30 protein-coding genes are annotated in these 18241 nt (G+C 35.0%); 21 read left to right on the top strand and 9 right to left on the bottom strand.

What is annotated here, in order from left to right; genetic code table 11:
• Positions 1–17: 17 nt before the first annotated feature.
• Entirely contained in the window at positions 18–359 is a 342-nt protein-coding gene (locus JZO69_RS00845; RefSeq protein ID WP_207111021.1) for a PepSY domain-containing protein, read from the bottom strand.
• 240 nt (positions 360–599) lie between these two features.
• On the opposite strand from JZO69_RS00845, the gene pepA reads away from it, so the two are divergent.
• From pepA to JZO69_RS00870, 5 genes are all read left to right on the top strand, one after another.
• Entirely contained in the window at positions 600–1676 is a 1077-nt protein-coding gene (pepA, locus tag JZO69_RS00850; protein WP_207111022.1) for a glutamyl aminopeptidase, read from the top strand.
• Between the two features lie 10 nt (positions 1677–1686).
• On the top strand, positions 1687–2001 hold the full coding sequence (locus tag JZO69_RS00855) for a thioredoxin family protein (protein WP_207111023.1): 315 nt from the start codon (positions 1687–1689) through the stop codon (positions 1999–2001).
• 64 nt (positions 2002–2065) lie between these two features.
• The gene (locus JZO69_RS00860) at positions 2066–2530 is read left to right on the top strand and encodes a universal stress protein (protein ID WP_207111024.1); all 465 of its coding nucleotides are present in this window, start codon (positions 2066–2068) and stop codon (positions 2528–2530) included.
• Between the two features lie 166 nt (positions 2531–2696).
• The gene (gene ytpR, locus JZO69_RS00865; protein ID WP_207111025.1) at positions 2697–3314 is read left to right on the top strand and encodes a YtpR family tRNA-binding protein; all 618 of its coding nucleotides are present in this window, start codon (positions 2697–2699) and stop codon (positions 3312–3314) included.
• 164 nt (positions 3315–3478) lie between these two features.
• The gene (locus tag JZO69_RS00870) at positions 3479–4279 is read left to right on the top strand and encodes a MurR/RpiR family transcriptional regulator (protein WP_207111026.1); all 801 of its coding nucleotides are present in this window, start codon (positions 3479–3481) and stop codon (positions 4277–4279) included.
• An 83-nt stretch (positions 4280–4362) separates the two neighbouring features.
• On the opposite strand, the gene JZO69_RS00875 is transcribed toward JZO69_RS00870, so the two are convergent.
• From JZO69_RS00875 to JZO69_RS00885, 3 genes are all read right to left on the bottom strand, one after another.
• Positions 4363–5772 carry a 6-phospho-beta-glucosidase gene (locus JZO69_RS00875; protein WP_207111027.1) on the bottom strand — a complete coding sequence of 470 codons (1410 nt, stop codon included), beginning with the start codon at positions 5770–5772 and terminating at the stop codon, positions 4363–4365.
• Positions 5759–7111 (bottom strand): PTS sugar transporter subunit IIC, encoded by a 1353-nt coding sequence (locus JZO69_RS00880; RefSeq protein ID WP_207111028.1) that lies wholly within the window; start codon positions 7109–7111, stop codon positions 5759–5761. Before JZO69_RS00880 ends, JZO69_RS00875 begins: the two co-directional genes overlap by 14 nt.
• A gap of 219 nt (positions 7112–7330) precedes the next feature.
• Positions 7331–8632 carry a S1C family serine protease gene (locus tag JZO69_RS00885; protein WP_207111029.1) on the bottom strand — a complete coding sequence of 434 codons (1302 nt, stop codon included), beginning with the start codon at positions 8630–8632 and terminating at the stop codon, positions 7331–7333.
• Between the two features lie 423 nt (positions 8633–9055).
• On the opposite strand from JZO69_RS00885, the gene rlmH reads away from it, so the two are divergent.
• Positions 9056–9535: a 23S rRNA (pseudouridine(1915)-N(3))-methyltransferase RlmH gene (gene rlmH / locus JZO69_RS00890; protein ID WP_207111162.1), complete on the top strand. Its 480-nt coding sequence runs from the start codon at positions 9056–9058 to the stop codon at positions 9533–9535.
• A gap of 82 nt (positions 9536–9617) precedes the next feature.
• Here the strand turns inward: rlmH and JZO69_RS00895 are convergent, their stop codons facing one another.
• The 4 genes from JZO69_RS00895 to JZO69_RS00910 all read right to left on the bottom strand — a co-directional run bounded on the left by JZO69_RS00895 (position 9618) and on the right by JZO69_RS00910 (position 12675).
• Entirely contained in the window at positions 9618–10763 is a 1146-nt protein-coding gene (locus JZO69_RS00895; RefSeq protein WP_207111030.1) for a tyrosine-type recombinase/integrase, read from the bottom strand.
• A 106-nt stretch (positions 10764–10869) separates the two neighbouring features.
• Entirely contained in the window at positions 10870–11661 is a 792-nt protein-coding gene (locus JZO69_RS00900) for a hypothetical protein (protein ID WP_207111031.1), read from the bottom strand.
• A gap of 16 nt (positions 11662–11677) precedes the next feature.
• On the bottom strand, positions 11678–12157 hold the full coding sequence (locus JZO69_RS00905; RefSeq protein ID WP_207111032.1) for an ImmA/IrrE family metallo-endopeptidase: 480 nt from the start codon (positions 12155–12157) through the stop codon (positions 11678–11680).
• A 20-nt stretch (positions 12158–12177) separates the two neighbouring features.
• Positions 12178–12675 (bottom strand): helix-turn-helix domain-containing protein, encoded by a 498-nt coding sequence (locus JZO69_RS00910; RefSeq protein ID WP_207111033.1) that lies wholly within the window; start codon positions 12673–12675, stop codon positions 12178–12180.
• A 154-nt stretch (positions 12676–12829) separates the two neighbouring features.
• On the opposite strand from JZO69_RS00910, the gene JZO69_RS00915 reads away from it, so the two are divergent.
• The 8 genes from JZO69_RS00915 (at position 12830) to JZO69_RS00950 (ending at position 15675) form a co-directional block, all read left to right on the top strand.
• Positions 12830–13063 carry a helix-turn-helix transcriptional regulator gene (locus JZO69_RS00915; protein WP_207111034.1) on the top strand — a complete coding sequence of 78 codons (234 nt, stop codon included), beginning with the start codon at positions 12830–12832 and terminating at the stop codon, positions 13061–13063.
• 43 nt (positions 13064–13106) lie between these two features.
• Positions 13107–13739, top strand: a complete 633-nt coding sequence (locus tag JZO69_RS00920) for a BRO-N domain-containing protein (RefSeq protein WP_207111035.1) — start codon at positions 13107–13109, stop codon at positions 13737–13739.
• A 15-nt stretch (positions 13740–13754) separates the two neighbouring features.
• Positions 13755–14042, top strand: a complete 288-nt coding sequence (locus JZO69_RS00925) for a hypothetical protein (RefSeq protein WP_207111036.1) — start codon at positions 13755–13757, stop codon at positions 14040–14042.
• A 27-nt stretch (positions 14043–14069) separates the two neighbouring features.
• Complete coding sequence (locus tag JZO69_RS00930) at positions 14070–14288, top strand: hypothetical protein (RefSeq protein WP_207111037.1); 219 nt, start codon at positions 14070–14072, stop codon at positions 14286–14288.
• Positions 14289–14307: 19 nt separating this feature from the next.
• Positions 14308–14739 carry a hypothetical protein gene (locus tag JZO69_RS00935; RefSeq protein ID WP_207111038.1) on the top strand — a complete coding sequence of 144 codons (432 nt, stop codon included), beginning with the start codon at positions 14308–14310 and terminating at the stop codon, positions 14737–14739.
• Between the two features lie 278 nt (positions 14740–15017).
• Positions 15018–15377: a hypothetical protein gene (locus JZO69_RS00940; RefSeq protein ID WP_207111039.1), complete on the top strand. Its 360-nt coding sequence runs from the start codon at positions 15018–15020 to the stop codon at positions 15375–15377.
• A complete protein-coding gene (locus JZO69_RS00945; protein ID WP_207111040.1) occupies positions 15356–15523 on the top strand; it encodes a hypothetical protein in 168 nt (55 codons plus the stop codon). Before JZO69_RS00940 ends, JZO69_RS00945 begins: the two co-directional genes overlap by 22 nt.
• Positions 15520–15675, top strand: coding sequence for a hypothetical protein (locus JZO69_RS00950; RefSeq protein WP_207111041.1), 156 nt, complete (start codon positions 15520–15522; stop codon positions 15673–15675). Before JZO69_RS00945 ends, JZO69_RS00950 begins: the two co-directional genes overlap by 4 nt.
• Here the strand turns inward: JZO69_RS00950 and JZO69_RS00955 are convergent.
• Entirely contained in the window at positions 15672–15872 is a 201-nt protein-coding gene (locus JZO69_RS00955; RefSeq protein WP_207111042.1) for a KTSC domain-containing protein, read from the bottom strand. The two genes, JZO69_RS00950 and JZO69_RS00955, sit on opposite strands and share 4 nt — an antisense overlap.
• A gap of 104 nt (positions 15873–15976) precedes the next feature.
• Here JZO69_RS00955 and JZO69_RS00960 point away from each other — a divergent pair, with 104 nt between their 5' ends.
• The 7 genes from JZO69_RS00960 to JZO69_RS00990 are packed head-to-tail and all read left to right on the top strand — an operon-like array spanning position 15977 to position 18196.
• On the top strand, positions 15977–16249 hold the full coding sequence (locus tag JZO69_RS00960; RefSeq protein ID WP_207111043.1) for a hypothetical protein: 273 nt from the start codon (positions 15977–15979) through the stop codon (positions 16247–16249).
• Positions 16250–16262: 13 nt separating this feature from the next.
• Positions 16263–16484 carry a helix-turn-helix transcriptional regulator gene (locus tag JZO69_RS00965; protein ID WP_207111044.1) on the top strand — a complete coding sequence of 74 codons (222 nt, stop codon included), beginning with the start codon at positions 16263–16265 and terminating at the stop codon, positions 16482–16484.
• Positions 16485–16489: 5 nt separating this feature from the next.
• Entirely contained in the window at positions 16490–16633 is a 144-nt protein-coding gene (locus JZO69_RS00970; RefSeq protein ID WP_207111045.1) for a hypothetical protein, read from the top strand.
• Positions 16634–16648: 15 nt separating this feature from the next.
• The gene (locus tag JZO69_RS00975; RefSeq protein ID WP_207111046.1) at positions 16649–16840 is read left to right on the top strand and encodes a hypothetical protein; all 192 of its coding nucleotides are present in this window, start codon (positions 16649–16651) and stop codon (positions 16838–16840) included.
• A gap of 1 nt (position 16841) precedes the next feature.
• The gene (locus JZO69_RS00980; RefSeq protein WP_242586453.1) at positions 16842–17039 is read left to right on the top strand and encodes a hypothetical protein; all 198 of its coding nucleotides are present in this window, start codon (positions 16842–16844) and stop codon (positions 17037–17039) included.
• The gene (locus JZO69_RS00985; protein WP_207111048.1) at positions 17040–17339 is read left to right on the top strand and encodes a hypothetical protein; all 300 of its coding nucleotides are present in this window, start codon (positions 17040–17042) and stop codon (positions 17337–17339) included.
• 47 nt (positions 17340–17386) lie between these two features.
• Entirely contained in the window at positions 17387–18196 is an 810-nt protein-coding gene (locus JZO69_RS00990) for an SPFH domain-containing protein (protein ID WP_207111049.1), read from the top strand.
• The last annotated feature ends 45 nt before the right edge of the window (positions 18197–18241 follow it).

The following is an 18241-nucleotide window of genomic DNA, read 5'->3' on the forward strand; positions in this document are numbered from 1 at the left end:
TTTTCGTTTTTTTATGTTTACTCTTTAATTCGTCGAACATCGATCACAGTGCCTGTAAATGCATCAGCAGTGAATTCATACTGAACCATAACACCATCTTCTAAACGTGAAATCCCGCCATTATAAGTCTTTGAATGTACCGCAAATTTCCGTAATGGTTTTTTCTCAAACTCGATCCAAGATCCTTCGATCGGTCCTTCTTTTAAAAAGGCTTCTTTTACATTTTCTAAAACTAAATCAGCATCTAGTGTGCGTTTTTTCTGATACCACAATGTAGAAGCGATTCCGCTTATGATACCTAGACTAACGCCGATTGCTAACCCACCTTTAAAATAACTTAATTCATTTTCTTCATTCATGGGGAATAACCTCCGAGTATTTTCAAATGTTTGCTAAAATTCTTAAGCGTTAACTCTATTCTAACACATTGTCCGAAAATATCGAAAAACAAAAAACGTGGGCAATTGAAAAAATTTGCGTTATAATAAATGTGATATCATATGAAAGGAGTATCTGCCGTTTTTGTTTGAAAATCATGTTATTTTTTAGCAAAAAAGAACGGCTGATCCTAAGTAGGATCGCTGGCAGATAATACAACGATGGAAGAAAAAACATTTCAACGCATCAAAGAACTAACAGAACTACAAGGAACAAGCGGATTTGAAGATGATATTCGTGCGTATATGAAAAAAAATATGGCACCATTAGTAGACGAGATTCAATATGATGGTTTAGGCGGGATTTTTGGACTTAAAAGAGCTAAGGAACAAGATACACCACGTGTTATGGTTGCGGCTCATATGGATGAAGTTGGTTTCATGCTGACTCAAATTAAAGATAATGGCTTATTCCAAGTGGTTCCTTTAGGTGGCTGGAATCCTTATGTAGTATCAGCACAACGTTTTACTTTAAAAACAAGTAAAGGCAATTATCCATGTATCTCTTCTTCTGTACCGCCACATTTATTACGTGGAACGAGTGGTCAAAAACAATTAGAAGTGACAGATATCCTGTTTGATGCTGGATTTGAATCAAAAGAAGAAGCAGAAAGCTTTGGTGTTCGTCCAGGAGATTCAATTGTTCCACAAACGGAAACAATCAAAACAGCAAATGGTAAAAATATCATCAGTAAGTCATGGGATAACCGTTACGGTTGTACATTGGTCTTAGAAGCATTGGAAGCTTTACAAAACGAACAATTAGGCCACACGTTGATCGCTGGTGCTAACGTTCAAGAAGAAGTCGGTTTACGTGGTTCTAAACCTTCTGTGCATAAATTTAATCCAGATTTATTCTTTGCAGTTGATTGCTCAGCAGCAGATGATATTCAAACGAAAAAAGGCACTTACGGACATCTTGGCGAAGGAACATTGTTACGTATTTACGATCCAGGAATGATCACATTACCTCGTGTACGTGAATATTTATTAGATACAGCTGCTACACACAACATTCCTTACCAATACTTTGTGTCTAAAGGTGGAACTGATGCAGGTGCAGCGCATACAACAAATAACGGTGTACCGAGTACAGTGATCGGTGTTTGTGGACGTTATATCCATACACATCAAACAATGTTCAATATTAAAGACTTTGAAGCAGCTCGCGAAATGTTGATCCAAGTTTTAAAAGGGTTAGACAAAACAACCGTCAATACGATCATTTACGGAAAGTAGAGGACAGTTTATGATTATTCCAACATCTTATGAAGAGCTGGCTAGTTTCGTAGCAGAAGGAAAAAGTGTTTTCTTCTTTACAGCAGATTGGTGTGGCGATTGCCGTTTTATCAAACCAGTGATGCCAGAAATCGAAGCAGCTTTTCCAGATTTTCGTTTTATTGAAGTCGATCGAGATAAATTTATGGAACTTGCTTCTGAGTGGAACATTTTTGGTATTCCAAGCTTTGTTGTCACTAACGATGGGAAAGAGCTAGGCCGCTTGGTGAATAAAGATCGCAAAACTAAAGAAGAAATCACAACATTTTTAAAAAGTATCAGTTAAGTTATCAGGGATCAATTAGTAACCGGTTTAAGAGTCAAAATAAATCAATCGGGGGATGAGTACTTTGTTAACACAAACATATAAGAATATTTTAGTTGGTGTAGATGGTAGTGATCAAGGAAAACTAGCTTATCAACAAGCCATTGAGGTAGCCAGAAGAAATAATGGTCGTGTGATCGTAGCTCATGTGATAGAAAATCAAGTGTATACAATGATGGGTTACTCCTCATTGAATGATAGTTTGCTGGATCAAGAAACTGAAAATGCCAAAGAACTAATGGCTGAATGTAACGAATATGCCAAAAGTGTTGATTTTACGCAATTAGAAACGATCGTAACTTATGGCGTAGCTAAAGAAGTTATGTGTAAAGCGTTACCTGAAAAGTATGATGTTGATTTGATCATGGTTGGTCAATCTGGACTGAATGCTGTTGAACGTTTGATGATCGGCAGTGTCAGCAGTTACATCATCCGCCATGCTCCTTGCGATGTTTTGATTGTTCATCCTGAAAAAAAGAAAAATAAATAAGTGTAATGTATAAATAGGTGAAGCAAGGCGTTGACCGTTTTGTTTCACTTATTTTTTCTAATTTAAAATGCTGGAAAAAAATATGCAGTAAAGCAGATTATTTGTTAAGATAGAACAGGACATACATTGTGTTGCCTGATAAAAGATAAAATGGAGTGAGATAAAAATGATTTTTGCATACAATAAAGAACATGTCGGTGATGTCTTGATGATCATCGTATCTGACGATAAAGGACAAGAAAACCGTGTACAACGCAAAGGAAATGTCGCACGAGTAAGTGTTGTAGATGAGGAGCAAGTCGTTGCTTGGAATATTTTTGAAGCATCAACGATTTTGGGAGCAATTGAAGGAAATGGTCAAGTAGAGTTGACTGAAGAACAAGTGGCTAAAGTCAATGAGGAACTTGCTAAAGCTGGTTTTTCCGAAAGTTTAGTTGAAGATCATGAACCAAAAATCGTTATCGGCTTTGTAAAATCTTGTAAAAAACATCCTGATTCGGATCATTTATCAATCACGCAAACAGAGGTTGATAATGGAGAGGTATTACAAATTGTTTGTGGTGCGCCGAATATCAAAGCTGGACAAAAGGTCGTTGTAGCAAAACCAGGTGCTATGATGCCTGACGGCTTAATGATCTGGCCGGGCGTTTTAAGAGGTGTAGAAAGTTTTGGCATGATTTGTTCAGCTGGTGAGTTGCGTTTGCCAGATGCACCAGCCAAAAAAGGAATTTTAGAATTACCTTTTGATGCGGTAGTAGGAGAAGCTTTTTCCGTAGGGAAATAAAGAACTTGAATCAAAAATTATATAGGCAGTTAAAGTTAAGACGAGTGGCAAAGATTTTTTGCTGCTCGTTTTAACTAATAGGTATAATTAAATAATTCATATAGTTATTCGTTCGTTTCTGTTATACTTTTATTAAACATGTATTTATTTTGGAGGATGATATAATGGAGAAAGCGAGCATTGTAGGCAAACTTCAGGATATTGTTATTTCCACTACTGAAGGAAATACTAATACCACGATTGCGCGTGCATTACTGAAAAAAGTTGGACATAATGCTCCGGACATTTCAATTGAAGCATTGGCTGAAGAATGCTTTACTTCCACGGCAAGTATTAGCAGATTTTCAAAAAAAATAGGCTACTCAAAGTTTTCTGACATGAAACAAGCATTTATTGATTATCAGTCGGATACAAAAAAGTTTATAAATAAAAATAATTTTGAATTAGCACTGAATGAACTTAACAGTAATCATTCATTAAATGAATATATAAAACAAATCACCAAAGCATTTCAATCGTTAGAAAAGAATTTGGATTTAAAACAGATTGATCTTTTATGTGAACGTATCCATGATACGGAAGATGTCTATTTCTTTGGTACGCATAGTTCAGGCTTACTTTTAGAACAATTCCAATACCTGCTTTTTTCTTGTGGAAAATACGTTACTTATTTTAATGGAAGAATGAATCAGAGGAAAGCCTTTCAACAGATTTCCAAAAATAGTTTAGTGATTATTCTATCCACCGATGGTAATTATTTTTTGAAATTCAGTGACTTGCTATTTAACATGTCATCCAACGATTATTATACGGTATTGATCACGCAAAATGATCAAATGAAAATTGCCAATATTTTTGATGAAGTTTTATTTTTAGGAAATAGTACTATCAAAAAGGCCGCTCCTTATCAAGCGCAACTACTGATTGATATATTGTATTCTCGGTACTATCAACTATATTCCTAATATCAAGAAGGCGACAAGAAAAAAAGAGTCACTCCGTCTATGTATTTCTTAGAATGAGTCTCTTTTCTTGGCGGTCGCTTTTTTTATAAAGTTAAGCCATTCGTTTCAATTACTTTTTTATACCAATTAAAACTGTCTTTTTTATAGCGTCTTCTTGTTCCAGTTCCCTCATTATCTAAATCCACATAAATAAATCCATAACGTTTTTCCATTTCTCCAGTTCCAGCACTCACTAAATCAATACAACCCCAAGTCGTATAGCCAATTAAATCAACGCCATCTTTAACTGCCTCAGCCATCTGTTCAATATGACGGCGAAAATAATCAATACGATAGTCATCATGAATTTGATTGTTGATTTTTTCGTCTGGGGCGCCTAATCCATTTTCTACGATAAATAATGGTCGTTGATAGCGTTGATAAATTTCATTAATAGTGATCCTAAACCCTAAAGGATCGATTTGCCTTCCCCAGCCAGCATCTTTTAAATACGGATTTCGTATACTTATCATTGCATTCCCTTCAATGGCATTGTTCCTTAACTCTGGATTTACTGTTTCTAAGCGACTAGTATAGTAGCTAAAGGCAATAAAGTCGACAGTATTTTCAGCAAGTAGCGTTAGTTCTTCTTTTGATAGTTCAAGTTTGATAGCATGCTCTTCAAAATATCTTTGTGAAAAGTAAGGATAGGCACCATTCACTTGAACATCTATAAAGAAATATTGCTCACGACTGCGTTCAACGGTGGCTTGAATATCTTTTGGGTTGCAAGTATAGGGATAGATACTTCCAGCTGCTAACATACAACCAATTTGAATGGTTGGATCAATTGCTTTCGCTAATTTTGTTGCAGCTGCCGAAGCAACTAATTGATGATGAGCAGCTTGAAAAATCGCCTCTTTTTCATTGCTTAAAAGGCCACCGGCTAAAAAAGGATTCCTTAAAATCATATTGATTTCATTGAACGTGATCCAATATCTCACTTTTTTATGATAACGTTTAAAGATGATCTCACAATACCGTTTATAAAAAGTAATTAGCTGTTTATTTTTCCAGCCCCCATATTCTTTGGCTAAGTATAATGGTGTATCAAAGTGATTGATTGTTACGATAGGTTCGATGTTATACTTTAACAATTCATCAAACAAAGTATCATAAAATTTAAGACCACGTTCATTAGGTTCATGTTCATCTCCGTTAGGGAAAATTCTTGACCAACTAATAGATGTTCGTAAACATTTGATCCCTAATTCAGCGAATAGTTTTATATCTTCTTTATACTGATGATAAAAATCAATGGATTGATGACTTGGATAATAATCAAAGGTGTGTTCAAAGGCATAACCTGGATCTTTTAAGCTGCGCTTGCGCTTTTCACCAACAGGTAAGGTATCAATAATAGACGGACCTTTCCCATCTTCTAAATAAGCGCCTTCTGATTGATTAGCGGCTAATGCGCCTCCCCATAAAAAATCTTCTTTAAATTTCTCCAACGGAATCCCTCGTTTCAACGTTTTCTTTATTATTTGCTTCTTCAACCTGACGTTCTTCTAAAATTGCTTGGCGATCTGCTGCTTTGAAAAAAGGGAACCAAAGGACAACCTGAACCACTATTAACAAAGCTTGGACAATCAAAATAGGTAATCCGCCTTCTAACCATCCATAAACTAAAGCGGGGGTACCAAGTGGTAATTGAATCCCTCTTAATGTTTCAATTACATGAAAAACTTGAAGTAAATAAGGGATAACAAACATCAAAATGGGCCCGATGAGAAAAGGAATAAAGAATACCGTATTCAAAACCATCGGAATACCAAAAATAACAGGTTCATTAATTCCAAAGAATGTAGCTGGTAAAGCCATTCTTCCTAATTTTTTATACCGATCACTTTTAGCTGTAAATGACATTAAGATCGCTAACCCTAATAAGGCTCCTGAACCACCTAGATTAGCATAGGTACCATAGTGTTGATAGGTAATGGCATTAGGTAATTTTTCACCTGCTTCAAAAGCAGCTAAGTTCATCAAACTTAACGGAATAAAAACAGTTTGTAAGATGGGCCGAATAATCATATAACCATGTATCCCAAAGAACCATAGAAGCTGAGCAACAATAATCAAAATGATAAATGAAAGGGGACTGTTACCTAAATTTTGTAACGGGCCGCCTAAAATAGTGTAAATAAAATTATTAGCATCTCCATAAGGAGTCAGCTCAAAACCAAATCGAACAAGAGAAAAAATTCCTGTTAAAATAAACGCTGGTACGATTGATGCAAAGGATTTTGCAATGGTTGGTGGAACACTTTCAGGCATCTTGATTACAATTCCTTTTTTGAGGATGGTGCAATAGATCATCGGAACAACGATACCTAAAATGATGCCCATAAACATACCTTTAGCCCCTAAATACTCTGTTGCTAAAGCATTCGGGATTGTTACAATATCGCCTGATTCTAACTGGTGCTCGACTCCACTAGGCAATAAAAGGAAAAATAAAACTAATGAAATCAAGGCCGAAAAGAAGGCTTCTTTTTTAAAGTCTAATTTTACCGTCAAACTATACGCTATAGAACATACCACGTAAATGGCAATCATATCTGTGGTTACTTTTGAAGCATAGCTAAAAATAGTAGCTAAGTGAGTGAACTTTAAAAAATTTTGGTAGAGTTCGAATTGCATGCTTGATAATAGCGTGAAAATTGCACCTAGCATTGTAATTGGTAAAATTATTGAAAAACCATCGGAAACTGCACTCATATATTTATTGTTTTGAACTTTTATTGCCATAGGCATTAAACGCTTATTAATTATTCCTTCAATTTTATCCATGTATTTTATTCTCCTTGTTTGTTTTGTAATCGATTACAAAAAAATCATAGCATAAGAGTATGAATAAAATTAACTCAATATTTGTACAACTTTCAATACTTGTAAAAAATACAAAGATTGTAAGTTATACAGGCTCTTTTAAAAATGCAAAAGAGAGTAAAACAAGCTACATAGAGGGAATCCTCTATATAGCTTGTTTTACTCTCTTAATTATTGGCACTATTCGTTTGTTTGTTTATTTGTTTTTAGTGCAGATTGGTCGATTGTTAAATCAACATCAACATTTTGTTCTTTCCCATCACGATAGAAGGTAATTTTCATTTTGTCGCCGACTTTTTTCTTATAAAGAGCGCTTTGTAAATCAGTTACAGAAGTAATTTCTTTCCCATCGATTTTAGTGATAACATCATATCTTTCAAGACCTGCTTTGTCAGCGGGAGTGGCTGTTTGAACAGTAGCAACTAATACCCCAGTTTGTACAGATTCAGGAAGATTTAACACTTGTTTTCTTTGTTGTGTAGAAACTTCAGACAAATCTTTCATGGAAATTCCTAAAGCTGGACGAGTTACTTTGCCAGACTTTTCCAATTGATTGATGATGTTTACTACATCATTACTTGGAATGGCAAAGCCCATACCTTCAACACTGACTTGGCTTTCAGATTGAACGATTTTTACAGAGTTGATCCCGATTACTTGACCTTCGATGTTTACTAAAGGTCCGCCAGAGTTTCCTGGGTTGATTGCGGCATCTGTTTGAATCGCATTGATATTGATTGCTTGGCCATTGTTTTCATTTTGGATATTTCTGTTTAATGAAGAAATGATTCCTTGCGTTACAGAGTTAGCATACGCTGAACCTAATGGAGAACCGATAGCCAGAGCGGGTTCACCGATTTTTAAGTTATCAGAATTTCCGAACTCAGCGATTGAGTCAACTTTATCAGAAGAAATTTTGATTACCGCAAGGTCAGTATAAGAATCTGTACCAACTAATTCCCCTTCAACTTTAGTCCCATCATGTAAAACGACTTCTAAACCTTTAGCCTGATCTACTACGTGATTATTGGTAACCACATAGGCTGTTTTACCATCTTTTTTGTAAATCACGCCACTACCTTCACTAGCGGCTTGTAAATCACTACCGTCAGTTTTGGAGTTATCAGATTCACTGCCATCATTTCCGCCAAATAATCCACCAAAACCGCTAGCGTCAGTATTTTGACTAGGGCTTTGTAAGTTAATGACAGATACAACAGAGTCTTTCACTTTATCAACTGCTTTGGTTACGTCACTATTTACATCTAAGCTAACATTTGTAACTTTAGTATCGCCTTTATTGTCTTTGACTGAATTTGTTGTTGGTGAATTAGATGAAGAAGAATTCTGATCCATGATGACATACGCACCGCCGAAAGCCAATGCGCCACCAAGTAACCCTCCAATTAAACCAATCCCAAATTTTTTGAATAATCCATTTTGTTTTTTATCTGAATCAGGTGAAACATCTTTTCTTTGCATACAAGCAACCTCCTAATTAATTATCATTATTTATTATATTTAGTATAGTCTTTCAATACAAGTTTAGTCTACCGAATAGCTTTGAATTTTTTATGAACAAGTTAGGGAGAAAAACAGATATAATTAATGAAAAAATAGTTTTATCGAAATACTTATACACAATAAAGTGTGAAAAACTTTTGAAAAATAGAGGAAAACCCCTGTGAAAAAGTTATCCACAAAATGTGGATAATGTGGATAAATAAACGGGAATATGTGTTTGTATCTCAAAATACTGTAAAACAAAGGATAAAGCGACATGTTTCTGTGGATAAGTCTGTGCATATGTGTATAACTTTGTGGGAAAGTATGTGGAAGAGTCAAATCATTCATGATAAAATTGTTAACAAGTAGCAGAATATAATTGGAAGAGACGTGAAATCAGTGAAAATAAAGATCATTACTGTGGGTAAGTTGAAAGAAAAATATCTAGTTCAAGGAATCAACGAATATATGAAACGTCTACAAAGTTATGCAAAAATGGAAATTATTGAAGTAGCGGATGAAAAAGCACCAGAGAATTTAAGTGAATTAGAAATGCAGCAGGTCAAAGGAAAAGAAGGAGAACGAATTTTAGCAAAACTATCGGATCAGGATTATGTTTTTGTTTTAGCTATCAATGGCAAGCAATTTAGTAGTGAGGAATTTTCGAAAGAAATCGAGAAGTTGGGAATCAATGGTAAGAGTCAACTTGCTTTTGTGATTGGTGGATCGCTTGGATTGAGTGATGAGGTGTTGAAGAGAAGTCAGCAACAGATGTCGTTTGGTAAGTTGACTTATCCACATCAGTTGATGCGATTGGTTTTGGTGGAGCAGATTTACCGTGGGTTTCGGATAATGCGAGGGGAACCGTATCATAAGTAGAATATCGAATACCCTTTGTTAGACGTGGATTTATGTTATTTTTATTAATTTGTAAATAGTAAAAGGAGCAGGAAAGGGGCAATTATAGGTCGATTTCTTCCAGGGCTTCTATAATGTCCCTTTTCATTTCTTCTGTAACATGTGTATAAATTTTTGTTGTTATTTCTGCATCTGTATGCCCTACTCGCTCCATGATTGCTTTGATAGGTATTCTCTTTTCTGCAAGCATGGAAATATGAGTATGCCGTAGAATGTGGGAAGACACGTTTTTATTTATCCCAGCATGATTCGCAGCACGTTTTAATGAATCATTAAAATTGGATAATGCTATAGGATTACCAAGAAGGCTTGAGAAAAAGAAACCTTTATCAGTGAAACGTTCAGAAGTGTTAAGACTATTCTCTAGCCTACAGTCACTTAATATATCGATAGCGCGTTGATTCAATTCTATTTTTCTGATAGCTGCAGTAGTCTTTGGTAAGGTTTTATACAGCTCAGGAGTTCCTTTTGTTGTGTAGTCAAGTGTCCCGTCAATGTTTAATGTATTACCATTTAAACAAGAGTAATCTAAGGCGATAGCTTCTCCAAAACGTACACCAGTGAGTGCCATGAACTCTGCTAAATCTGCAAAGCGTTTACTTTTAAATAAGTCCCGTTGGACATGAAGGATTTTTTTTAGTTCTTCTTTTTCAAGATACTTACTTTCTATTTTTTCTAATTCCTCGTATTTCATGACTTTCTGGTGAATACTTACATCGTTGACTGGGTTGTAATCGATTAAATTATTACTCCGAGCATACTCCAAAATAATTCTGATAAGAGATTTACAGTTCTTTACAGTGGAAAGCGAATAATTATCTTCATAATACAATTTATCTAACCCTTTTTGGATCAATGGGGCATCAATATTTTTTACAATTATATCGTCTTGTAGGAATCTTCGAATAAGCTTCACATTCCATTCGTTGCGCCAATATGTTGTTTCTTTGACAGTATGTTTGTATTTTTCTAACCATTCTTTTAGAACGTTTTTAAAGGTGTCTGACCTTTCTACTTTATTAGTTAATCGTTTGTTTATCTCGTCATTCAAATATCGTTGGGCTTTGTTCTGGGCTTGTCTAGAATTACTCAAGAGAGTAATTGATACAGTACGATATTTTTCTGTGTAGGGATCAGTATACCTTTCTCGGTACTTAAATTTGCCATCAGAGGTTTGTTCCATCCACATTGTTTATACACTCCTATTTGTTTTGAGATAGGCATATCTAATAAGCCTATTTAGGTTTTAGTTTTGCGTACTTTCTTCTTGGTCGGAGGGGTACGTTTTTTATCATTTAGTAGCCGTTAGCTCTGTCTTGTTCAGCCATACGTTGATTTTCAGCATCAACTCGATCTTGCTCAGCTTTCTGAGCAGCCTGCACCTCAGCCTCAACACGAGCATTTTCTGCTTCAACATCCGCTTGAAGTTTGGCATTAAATTCATCAGCTTTTCGTTGATCTTCTTCATACTGAGCTTGCACTGCAGCTTTACTAGCTTCTTCTTCAACTTTAAATTTAGCGTTTTCATCAGCTACACGCTGATTTTCAACATCAATTGAAGATTGAACTTCTACAGATTCGCTAGTTTCCGCATTAGAGCTAGACTTTTTATTCTTAAATTCGTTAATAATCGGGTAGCTGATATTACCATCTTGTATCACGAAAATATCTCTATTATTATCTCCTGGATATTTAAGCTTTATCTTATAATCTTTACCGATGTTTTCTGAAATAGTTGTAGAAAGCTCAATAAAATTAGAAGCTATGTTTTTCAATGTTTCTTCGTGTTTTGGCTCAGTAGGGCTATCAGCAACTTTTTTTAAAGTTTCAGTTTCAGAAAGTTCCTCTTTAGGCTTTAAAATAAAGCTTTTAGTTTTTTTGTCAAACGAAATATCATGGTACGCAGAGAATCCTTTTTTTAATGAATTCACAGCAATTTCAATATTTTTTTGTTTATCTTTGTCAGCTTGAGCGGTTGAACTCTCAGAAGTTTTAGGGCTTGTTGATTCAGTTTTTTTATCGGAATTACTTCCGCAACCAACTAAAAACAATCCGCTTAACAAACTCAAAATAACAATTTTTTTCATTTTATTTCCTCGCTTTTCAATTTTGTAGTAATCCCGTATTTAATACCATCACGGACAAATCTCTAAATTCAAATATTCTACCTTTGTAAAAATAGGTGTAACCATATCTTTGTTGATAATATAAAAAAGTATTTTTCAAAGTTTCTATAGATACATTTAAAAACTCCGCACATTCGTAATGATTGCTTAAACCAGCCTCAGAACATGTGATTAAATCATCCAAGGTAACTAATATTTCGTAAGAATAGTTACGGGCTGTTTTTTCTTGTTTGATAGAATCTAATGTCTTTTGACTAATTATTCTACCAAACGATGTCTTATAATGACCATATTCTTCAGCTAAAACCTCTTTTTTTCTTTTCGTACTTAACGTTCGTTCAATATAAATGCGTCCATTCCTATATAATCCATAGCAACCAGTTTTATCAAATAAATCTTTTTCGATGATTGGCACGCTTTTTTGAACTTCCGCAACTAATAATTCGTAGTCATTCAAAATTCCTCACCTACTAAAGTTTATTTTTTATGCTTCGAGTCATATTCCTCGTCTAACTCATCCAAATACGCATTGATTTTATCTATTTCATCCTCATCAAATATTTTATCTGGGTCAGCGGAGTGTGCAGCTAAGGTACCAGTATCCGTTACACGAGACAGCTCTATTATTTTATTCTGTTCTTCGAGCTGTTCTTTTGCGAAAGAATAAACTTTGTCTTTTCTATCTGATTCTAGTTTGCGCATAATATTTATCGTGTTATCGATGTTTAATTGATCTGGTTTTATTACAGGAATAGAATTTGCTTTAGCAACAAGGCTTTTGAAGAAAATACCAGGACTAACATCAAAAGCCTTTGCATATTTATAAATGGCATCTTCATCGAGAGAACGATTACCATTTTCATGATTAGAAATAGTATTTTGACTGAAACCAGTTAATTTGCTCACGTCTTTTTGAGTTAGATGTCTTTTTTTTCGGAACTCCTTAATAATGGGACCAAGAATATTTTGTTTCACTAATATCACCCCCTGTTATAACCTTATGCGATAATAATATCACAACGAAATGTGATTGTAAATGAAAAATATCTCGATTAGAGATAAAAACCTTGACTTTATATCTCAGATTGAGATATAATCGATTTGTAAGTTACAGAAGGGAGGTATAGACATGACAACAAAAGAAAAAAAGAAAGCTTTAAAAGCGGAATTTCTAAAACCAAAAACAAGACTCAGGGCTATTAGAAGAGAAAAAGAATTGAGTACCTCATATATAGCTGAGATTGTAGGATTGGAGAGAAGGCAATACGAGCTAAAAGAAAAAGGTGTATACCCGTTTCATGATTATGAAATTTATATTTTGGCTAATTTTTTTAATATAGAACCAACCGAAATATTTTTTTAAGTAAATATATCTCAAATTGAGATATAGAGAAAGGAGTATCGGAATGAAAACAGAAAACTGGAACGGACATCAAATTAGATTTGTTTCTATCAATGACGAATGGTGGGCGGTAGCAAGAGATGTTGCAGAAGCGCTGGGCTATAAGAAACCTGAAAATGCTGTAGCTACTCACGTATCAAATGAAGATAAAACCACTACCCTGATTCGGGGGACTGGTAGTAACTATCAATCTAAAGCAGTTATGATCAGTGAATTTGGCATCTATGATTTAGTTTTCAGTTCAAAGATGGAACAGGCTAAACAATTCAAGCGTTGGATTTTCAAAATAATCAAAGAACTACGTCAATCAACTGGATTAGAAGGTTTTGAAATTTTCCGAATGTTAGATAAAGAACATCAAAAAGCAGCAATGGAGAATTTAAAAAAGTCGCTAAAGAAGCCATTACGTGTAAATTTCATTAAAGCTAACACAGTATCTAACAAAGCTGTATCTATTATGTACGGATTTCCTAAGATGATTAAGAAGAATGAAATGTCACCAGAAATGTTAGTTGATAGACAACGCATTTTAGATGACACGGTTGAATTAATGGCTGTCAAAGAAAAATATGGGTTGAAATTATCGGTCAGTGATGAAATTTATAGTCGATTGACTGAGAATAAACAAACAGCTTAAAAAGGAGGTGTAAAGATGCCAACTAAATCAAATTGTGAAAAACTTCTTGAAATTATTCGCAAAGATCCAGATAAGGAAAAAACAGATTATATGACTAAAGAAGTTGTATTAAAAAAAATCGATGGTCTAAAGTTGGGAACATTAAATGATTATATCGCAGACTGCAGGGATAATTACCCGATAAAACATACAATCTTAAATCCGTCACACAAAATTTGCCTTATCCATTATGGTCATTTTGAAAAATATTTGCAATGGCGATCTGATAATAGGCTGAAAGCCAGAAAAGAAAAAGCATCATAATTCAATTAACAATAAAGGAGGAAAACAATGAACCAATCCGAAACAGATTTAAACGAAGCAGAAAAAGAACTATACGGAATATACGATAAATTGTTTACTGCAAAGCCGACGTCATATTGTTTAGAAGCTTCAACTTTATACACTATATTACTAAGAAGATATAGAAAAGAGGAAATCCACGCAATCGCGGAAATTCTCGCAGCTTTAGCTAAAGCCCCATCTTTTTTAGATCTCGAACAAACCTAATAAAAAGGAGTGGTCAAACTTGGATATAGTTGAAAACTTCTTTCAAAGAATGAAACAAACCTATCCTGGCATCAGCCGTTCTGATTGTGAGGAGGCTATGCAAATTGCTTTAGTAAAAACTACTAACAGTCTATGGAAAATCGTTAAGCAGCAGAGAAATGAAATTAAATGTAGGGATGTGAAAAGAATGGAGAAACTACTAAATCAAATGTTAGCTGAACAGAAAAAACAAACAAAATTGCTCCAAACTATTGCGAGTAGTCAGGAGCAAAGTAAGTCTTATGGTGGTGGAGTTAACGTCGTTAATGTCGGTGGTAATCATGCTATGAGAATGCAAAGCGTGGAAAATCACGATTCTGATAACTTGAATAAAAGTGGATACAATTCCACTGAGGAGTTAAAAAAACTAAACCAAGCATATATCAATAACTTGAAAAGAGGGAGAAATTAGCAACTCAGGCAGTTCCATCGCTGAACTAGCTGACCAGTATTTATTTGCCCATGAGGCTGTGTGTAGTGTGGAAAAGTTAGATAAATTTTCTAAAGGACCACCGGCGAGTAAAGCCGCATCGTGAGTTTCTACCGAAGAAGTCATTGTGTCAATTACTAGAACATTATAATCTTCATGACTTAAATTCAATTTTGCAATCCATTTCTTAACTGAAACTATATCAGGGCAGGCAAAGCATCATAATTAAAAAACTCATTAAACGAAGGAGAAAAAGAAAAGTGAGTCTAATTGATCAGATTAATAAAGTTACTGATGAATCATTCGAAAAATGGTTTGAACGTTGGTACAAGAAATTGAATTTGGAGACAAGAATAATCAAGGACGCTCAAAAAGGTTTCACCAGTATTAAAATTTACATTAAAAAAGAAGACGAAAATGAGTCTTATTTTGGTACTAAACAAAGCTATTACGTTAGACGGTTACGAGACGATCGAACTGTAAAATTTTTGAAAGAAAAACTTGGTAGTGGTTTTCAAGTTGAACACAAGGAGCAGACTCGAGAAGGAAAGATATTTGGTTTGATGATTTATCGCACTAGCGAGTGGATAAACATCAGTTGGAAGGCGAGAGCGATGTGAAACTAACAGCAAACCTAATCCTACTAGCAGTATCGATCATCTGCTTTGCCACAGGTGAGACGGTACAAGCCTATGCGTTTTTAGCGGTGATGTATACCTGTTGGGTAGTAGATAGAATACAGAAATCAGGAGGAGAAGAAGAATGAATAAAATTAACAAGGAAATTATCGAACACGCTGAGGCAATTGCAAAAATATTGCGAGAAGAATTAAACCCGCATGTCCGAGTTGAGATCGAATCATACGGGGTAAAAGTGGTATCGGATGACTGGTTTCAACCAATCAAAGAAGAAAACTAAACTCTGTTGTATGTGTGTGATTTATCTAGTCTTGATAATGCCGAACCTAGAGAACTTGAATTCATAAATGCAAGATATTCAGACTGAGATACGTTGTGATATTGATAAACAGCTCCGTCTTTGAATTCAATTTCCATAGTGTTATTTGACCAACCGACACTACGAATTCTGGTTGATGAGACATATTGTCTTTGCATATTTTCCACCTCACCTAATTTATTTCAGCAGACCACTTGCTGATAGATAAAGTATACCAAGGTGAATGATTTCTAACAATACTAATAGAAAGGACAATAAAAAAATGAAACGTAAATTTTTCAACGCGTTAGACGAAACACCGTTCGCTTTATTCCTGGCTATCACATCAAGCATGTGGGTATTTGCAGGACTGATAATCGTGATCCTGTGTATTTTTAACGGCACACTCACATTAAAAGATATCCCTATGGCACTTTTTGTGATTGCTACGGCTTCAATATCCTTTTGGATATCTTTAGTAGTAGTTATCGCTTATGTAGCTGTACGGACGTTAGATTTCCATTCTTATGTGAATGGTAGAAAAAACGTGAATTAGGGAGGAACCGACCATGTTTAAAAAGAAAGAAGCAGTATTTACAAGCGCTTTGCAGGTCATTTGTGCAGATAAATGGATTACGTCTCAACAACTAGCAGATGCTGTAGGCGTATCAAAGAAAACCGTTGTACGCATTGGTGATGGCAAGTACAAACCATCACTAGAACTAGCGTATAAAATAGCTGATGCATTGGATTGTCGAGTTGAAGAAGTGTTTCCGAAAGTGGGAGTGTGAATGAATTGCTTGATAAGAATGAACTATTAAGAGTCAAAAGTATTATTCAGAATTTGCAGTCAGATTTATCTGATTCAGAAAAAGGTGCAGATTACTATTTAAAAGATATCTTGTTGAATATTGAAATCTTAACAAATGATGCTTATTAGAAAGGTGTGAATAAATTGCTAAATCCAGAACAAACTAAGCTAGTTGTCCAAGCAATAAAGGATAAAGCTGATAACTATGCTGCATTAATCAGAAATGAAAATGCTAAACCGTTGAAAAATCAGGATTTAAAGAAAACGGATCAGCTGACAGAAATGTATCACCAGTACAATCTAATACTGGATGTTATTCAGAGAGTGGGGATGTGAAGTGGCTAATATTGAATACGCAATTTATAAAGGCGATTCATTTCAATTTATCGGAACTCTAGACGAGTGCGCAGAGCGGTTGGAAGTGAAACCAAGCTTTATACAATGGTTAACCACACCGACAGGAAAGAAACGTTTTGAATCTCGTAAAGATAAAAACAAAGCATTGACTGCAGTGAAACTGAAAGATGGTGATTAAATGAGTGAAAAAAGACTAAGTTTTTCAGGTCAAGAATTTTCATTAGATAGATGGGGTGATTCGATTTATCTCACAGATGCAAAAGATTACACCTGTACTGAGATTAGAGAATTTATGCCAGCTGAACATGAACCGCAAAACGCTGAGTATATGCTAATAACTAGCGGAATTCAACCCATGTTGACTAGAGAAGAGTTAAACCAATTTGCATTGAAAATTTTGACTTTAACAGGTTATTTACCAATTAACGATGAACAAAAACAAGAGCCTGCATCGTCTGCCAACGATACAAGCCATTAAATAAATTATTCTTACAAAAATTATAACACGAAAGAAGGAATTTTTAAATGTCAGAAAACACAGGAACTAAGGTTTTAGTAACAGGGGCAGTTGTAATCGGTCTAGGAGTAGTCGGAGCGTTCAAATTTTTTGAAAAGATCGATAACGGATATGTGGGTGTGCGCTATTCAATGAGCGGTGGTATCAAGGACGACACATTGTCTCAAGGGGTTAAATTTGTTGGATTGGATAAAGTAATTCAATACCCAATTCGTTTGCAAACAATTCAAGCAAAAGACGTTTCTGTTTCAACATCAGATGGAAAGAAAACAACGGTTAATATCAAATACGATTATAAAGTTGATTCTACTAATGCATCAAAAATGTACAAAGAATTCGGAAATATTACGTCAGAGGATATTGAAAAAGGATGGTTAAAATCCAAACTACAAAAAGAAGCTCGTGAAGTGTATTCAAAATACAGCCTATTAAACGTTCTTTCGGGCGATTCCTCAAAAGTAGAAGCTTCATTATTGGAAAACTTTTCTAAAGCTGTAGAAGCCAAAGGGTTTGTTGTTGAGGATGTAACAGTCGGAGTTCCAGAGGTGGACGATGAAACGCAAAAATCAATTGACGGGATTATTCGTGCTGGTCAAGACAACGAAAAAGCCAAACTGGATGCCGAAACAGCAAAAACTAAAGCTGATAGTGATGCTTATCAAAAAGTAAAAGCTGCTGAAGCAGAATCGACAGCAAATAATAAAGTTGCTAGTTCTGTAACAGATGAACTGGTTCGCTACACAGAAGCTCAAGCACGGATGAAACATGGCTGGGTTGAAGTTCAAACAGGCGAAGCAATTGTTGATACAAAGAAATAGGTGATCAAATGGGATTTTTCATTCAAAAAATAATTATCGGAATTA

Source organism: Candidatus Enterococcus ikei (genome assembly GCF_017316105.1).
Classification (GTDB): domain Bacteria; phylum Bacillota; class Bacilli; order Lactobacillales; family Enterococcaceae; genus Enterococcus_L; species Enterococcus_L ikei.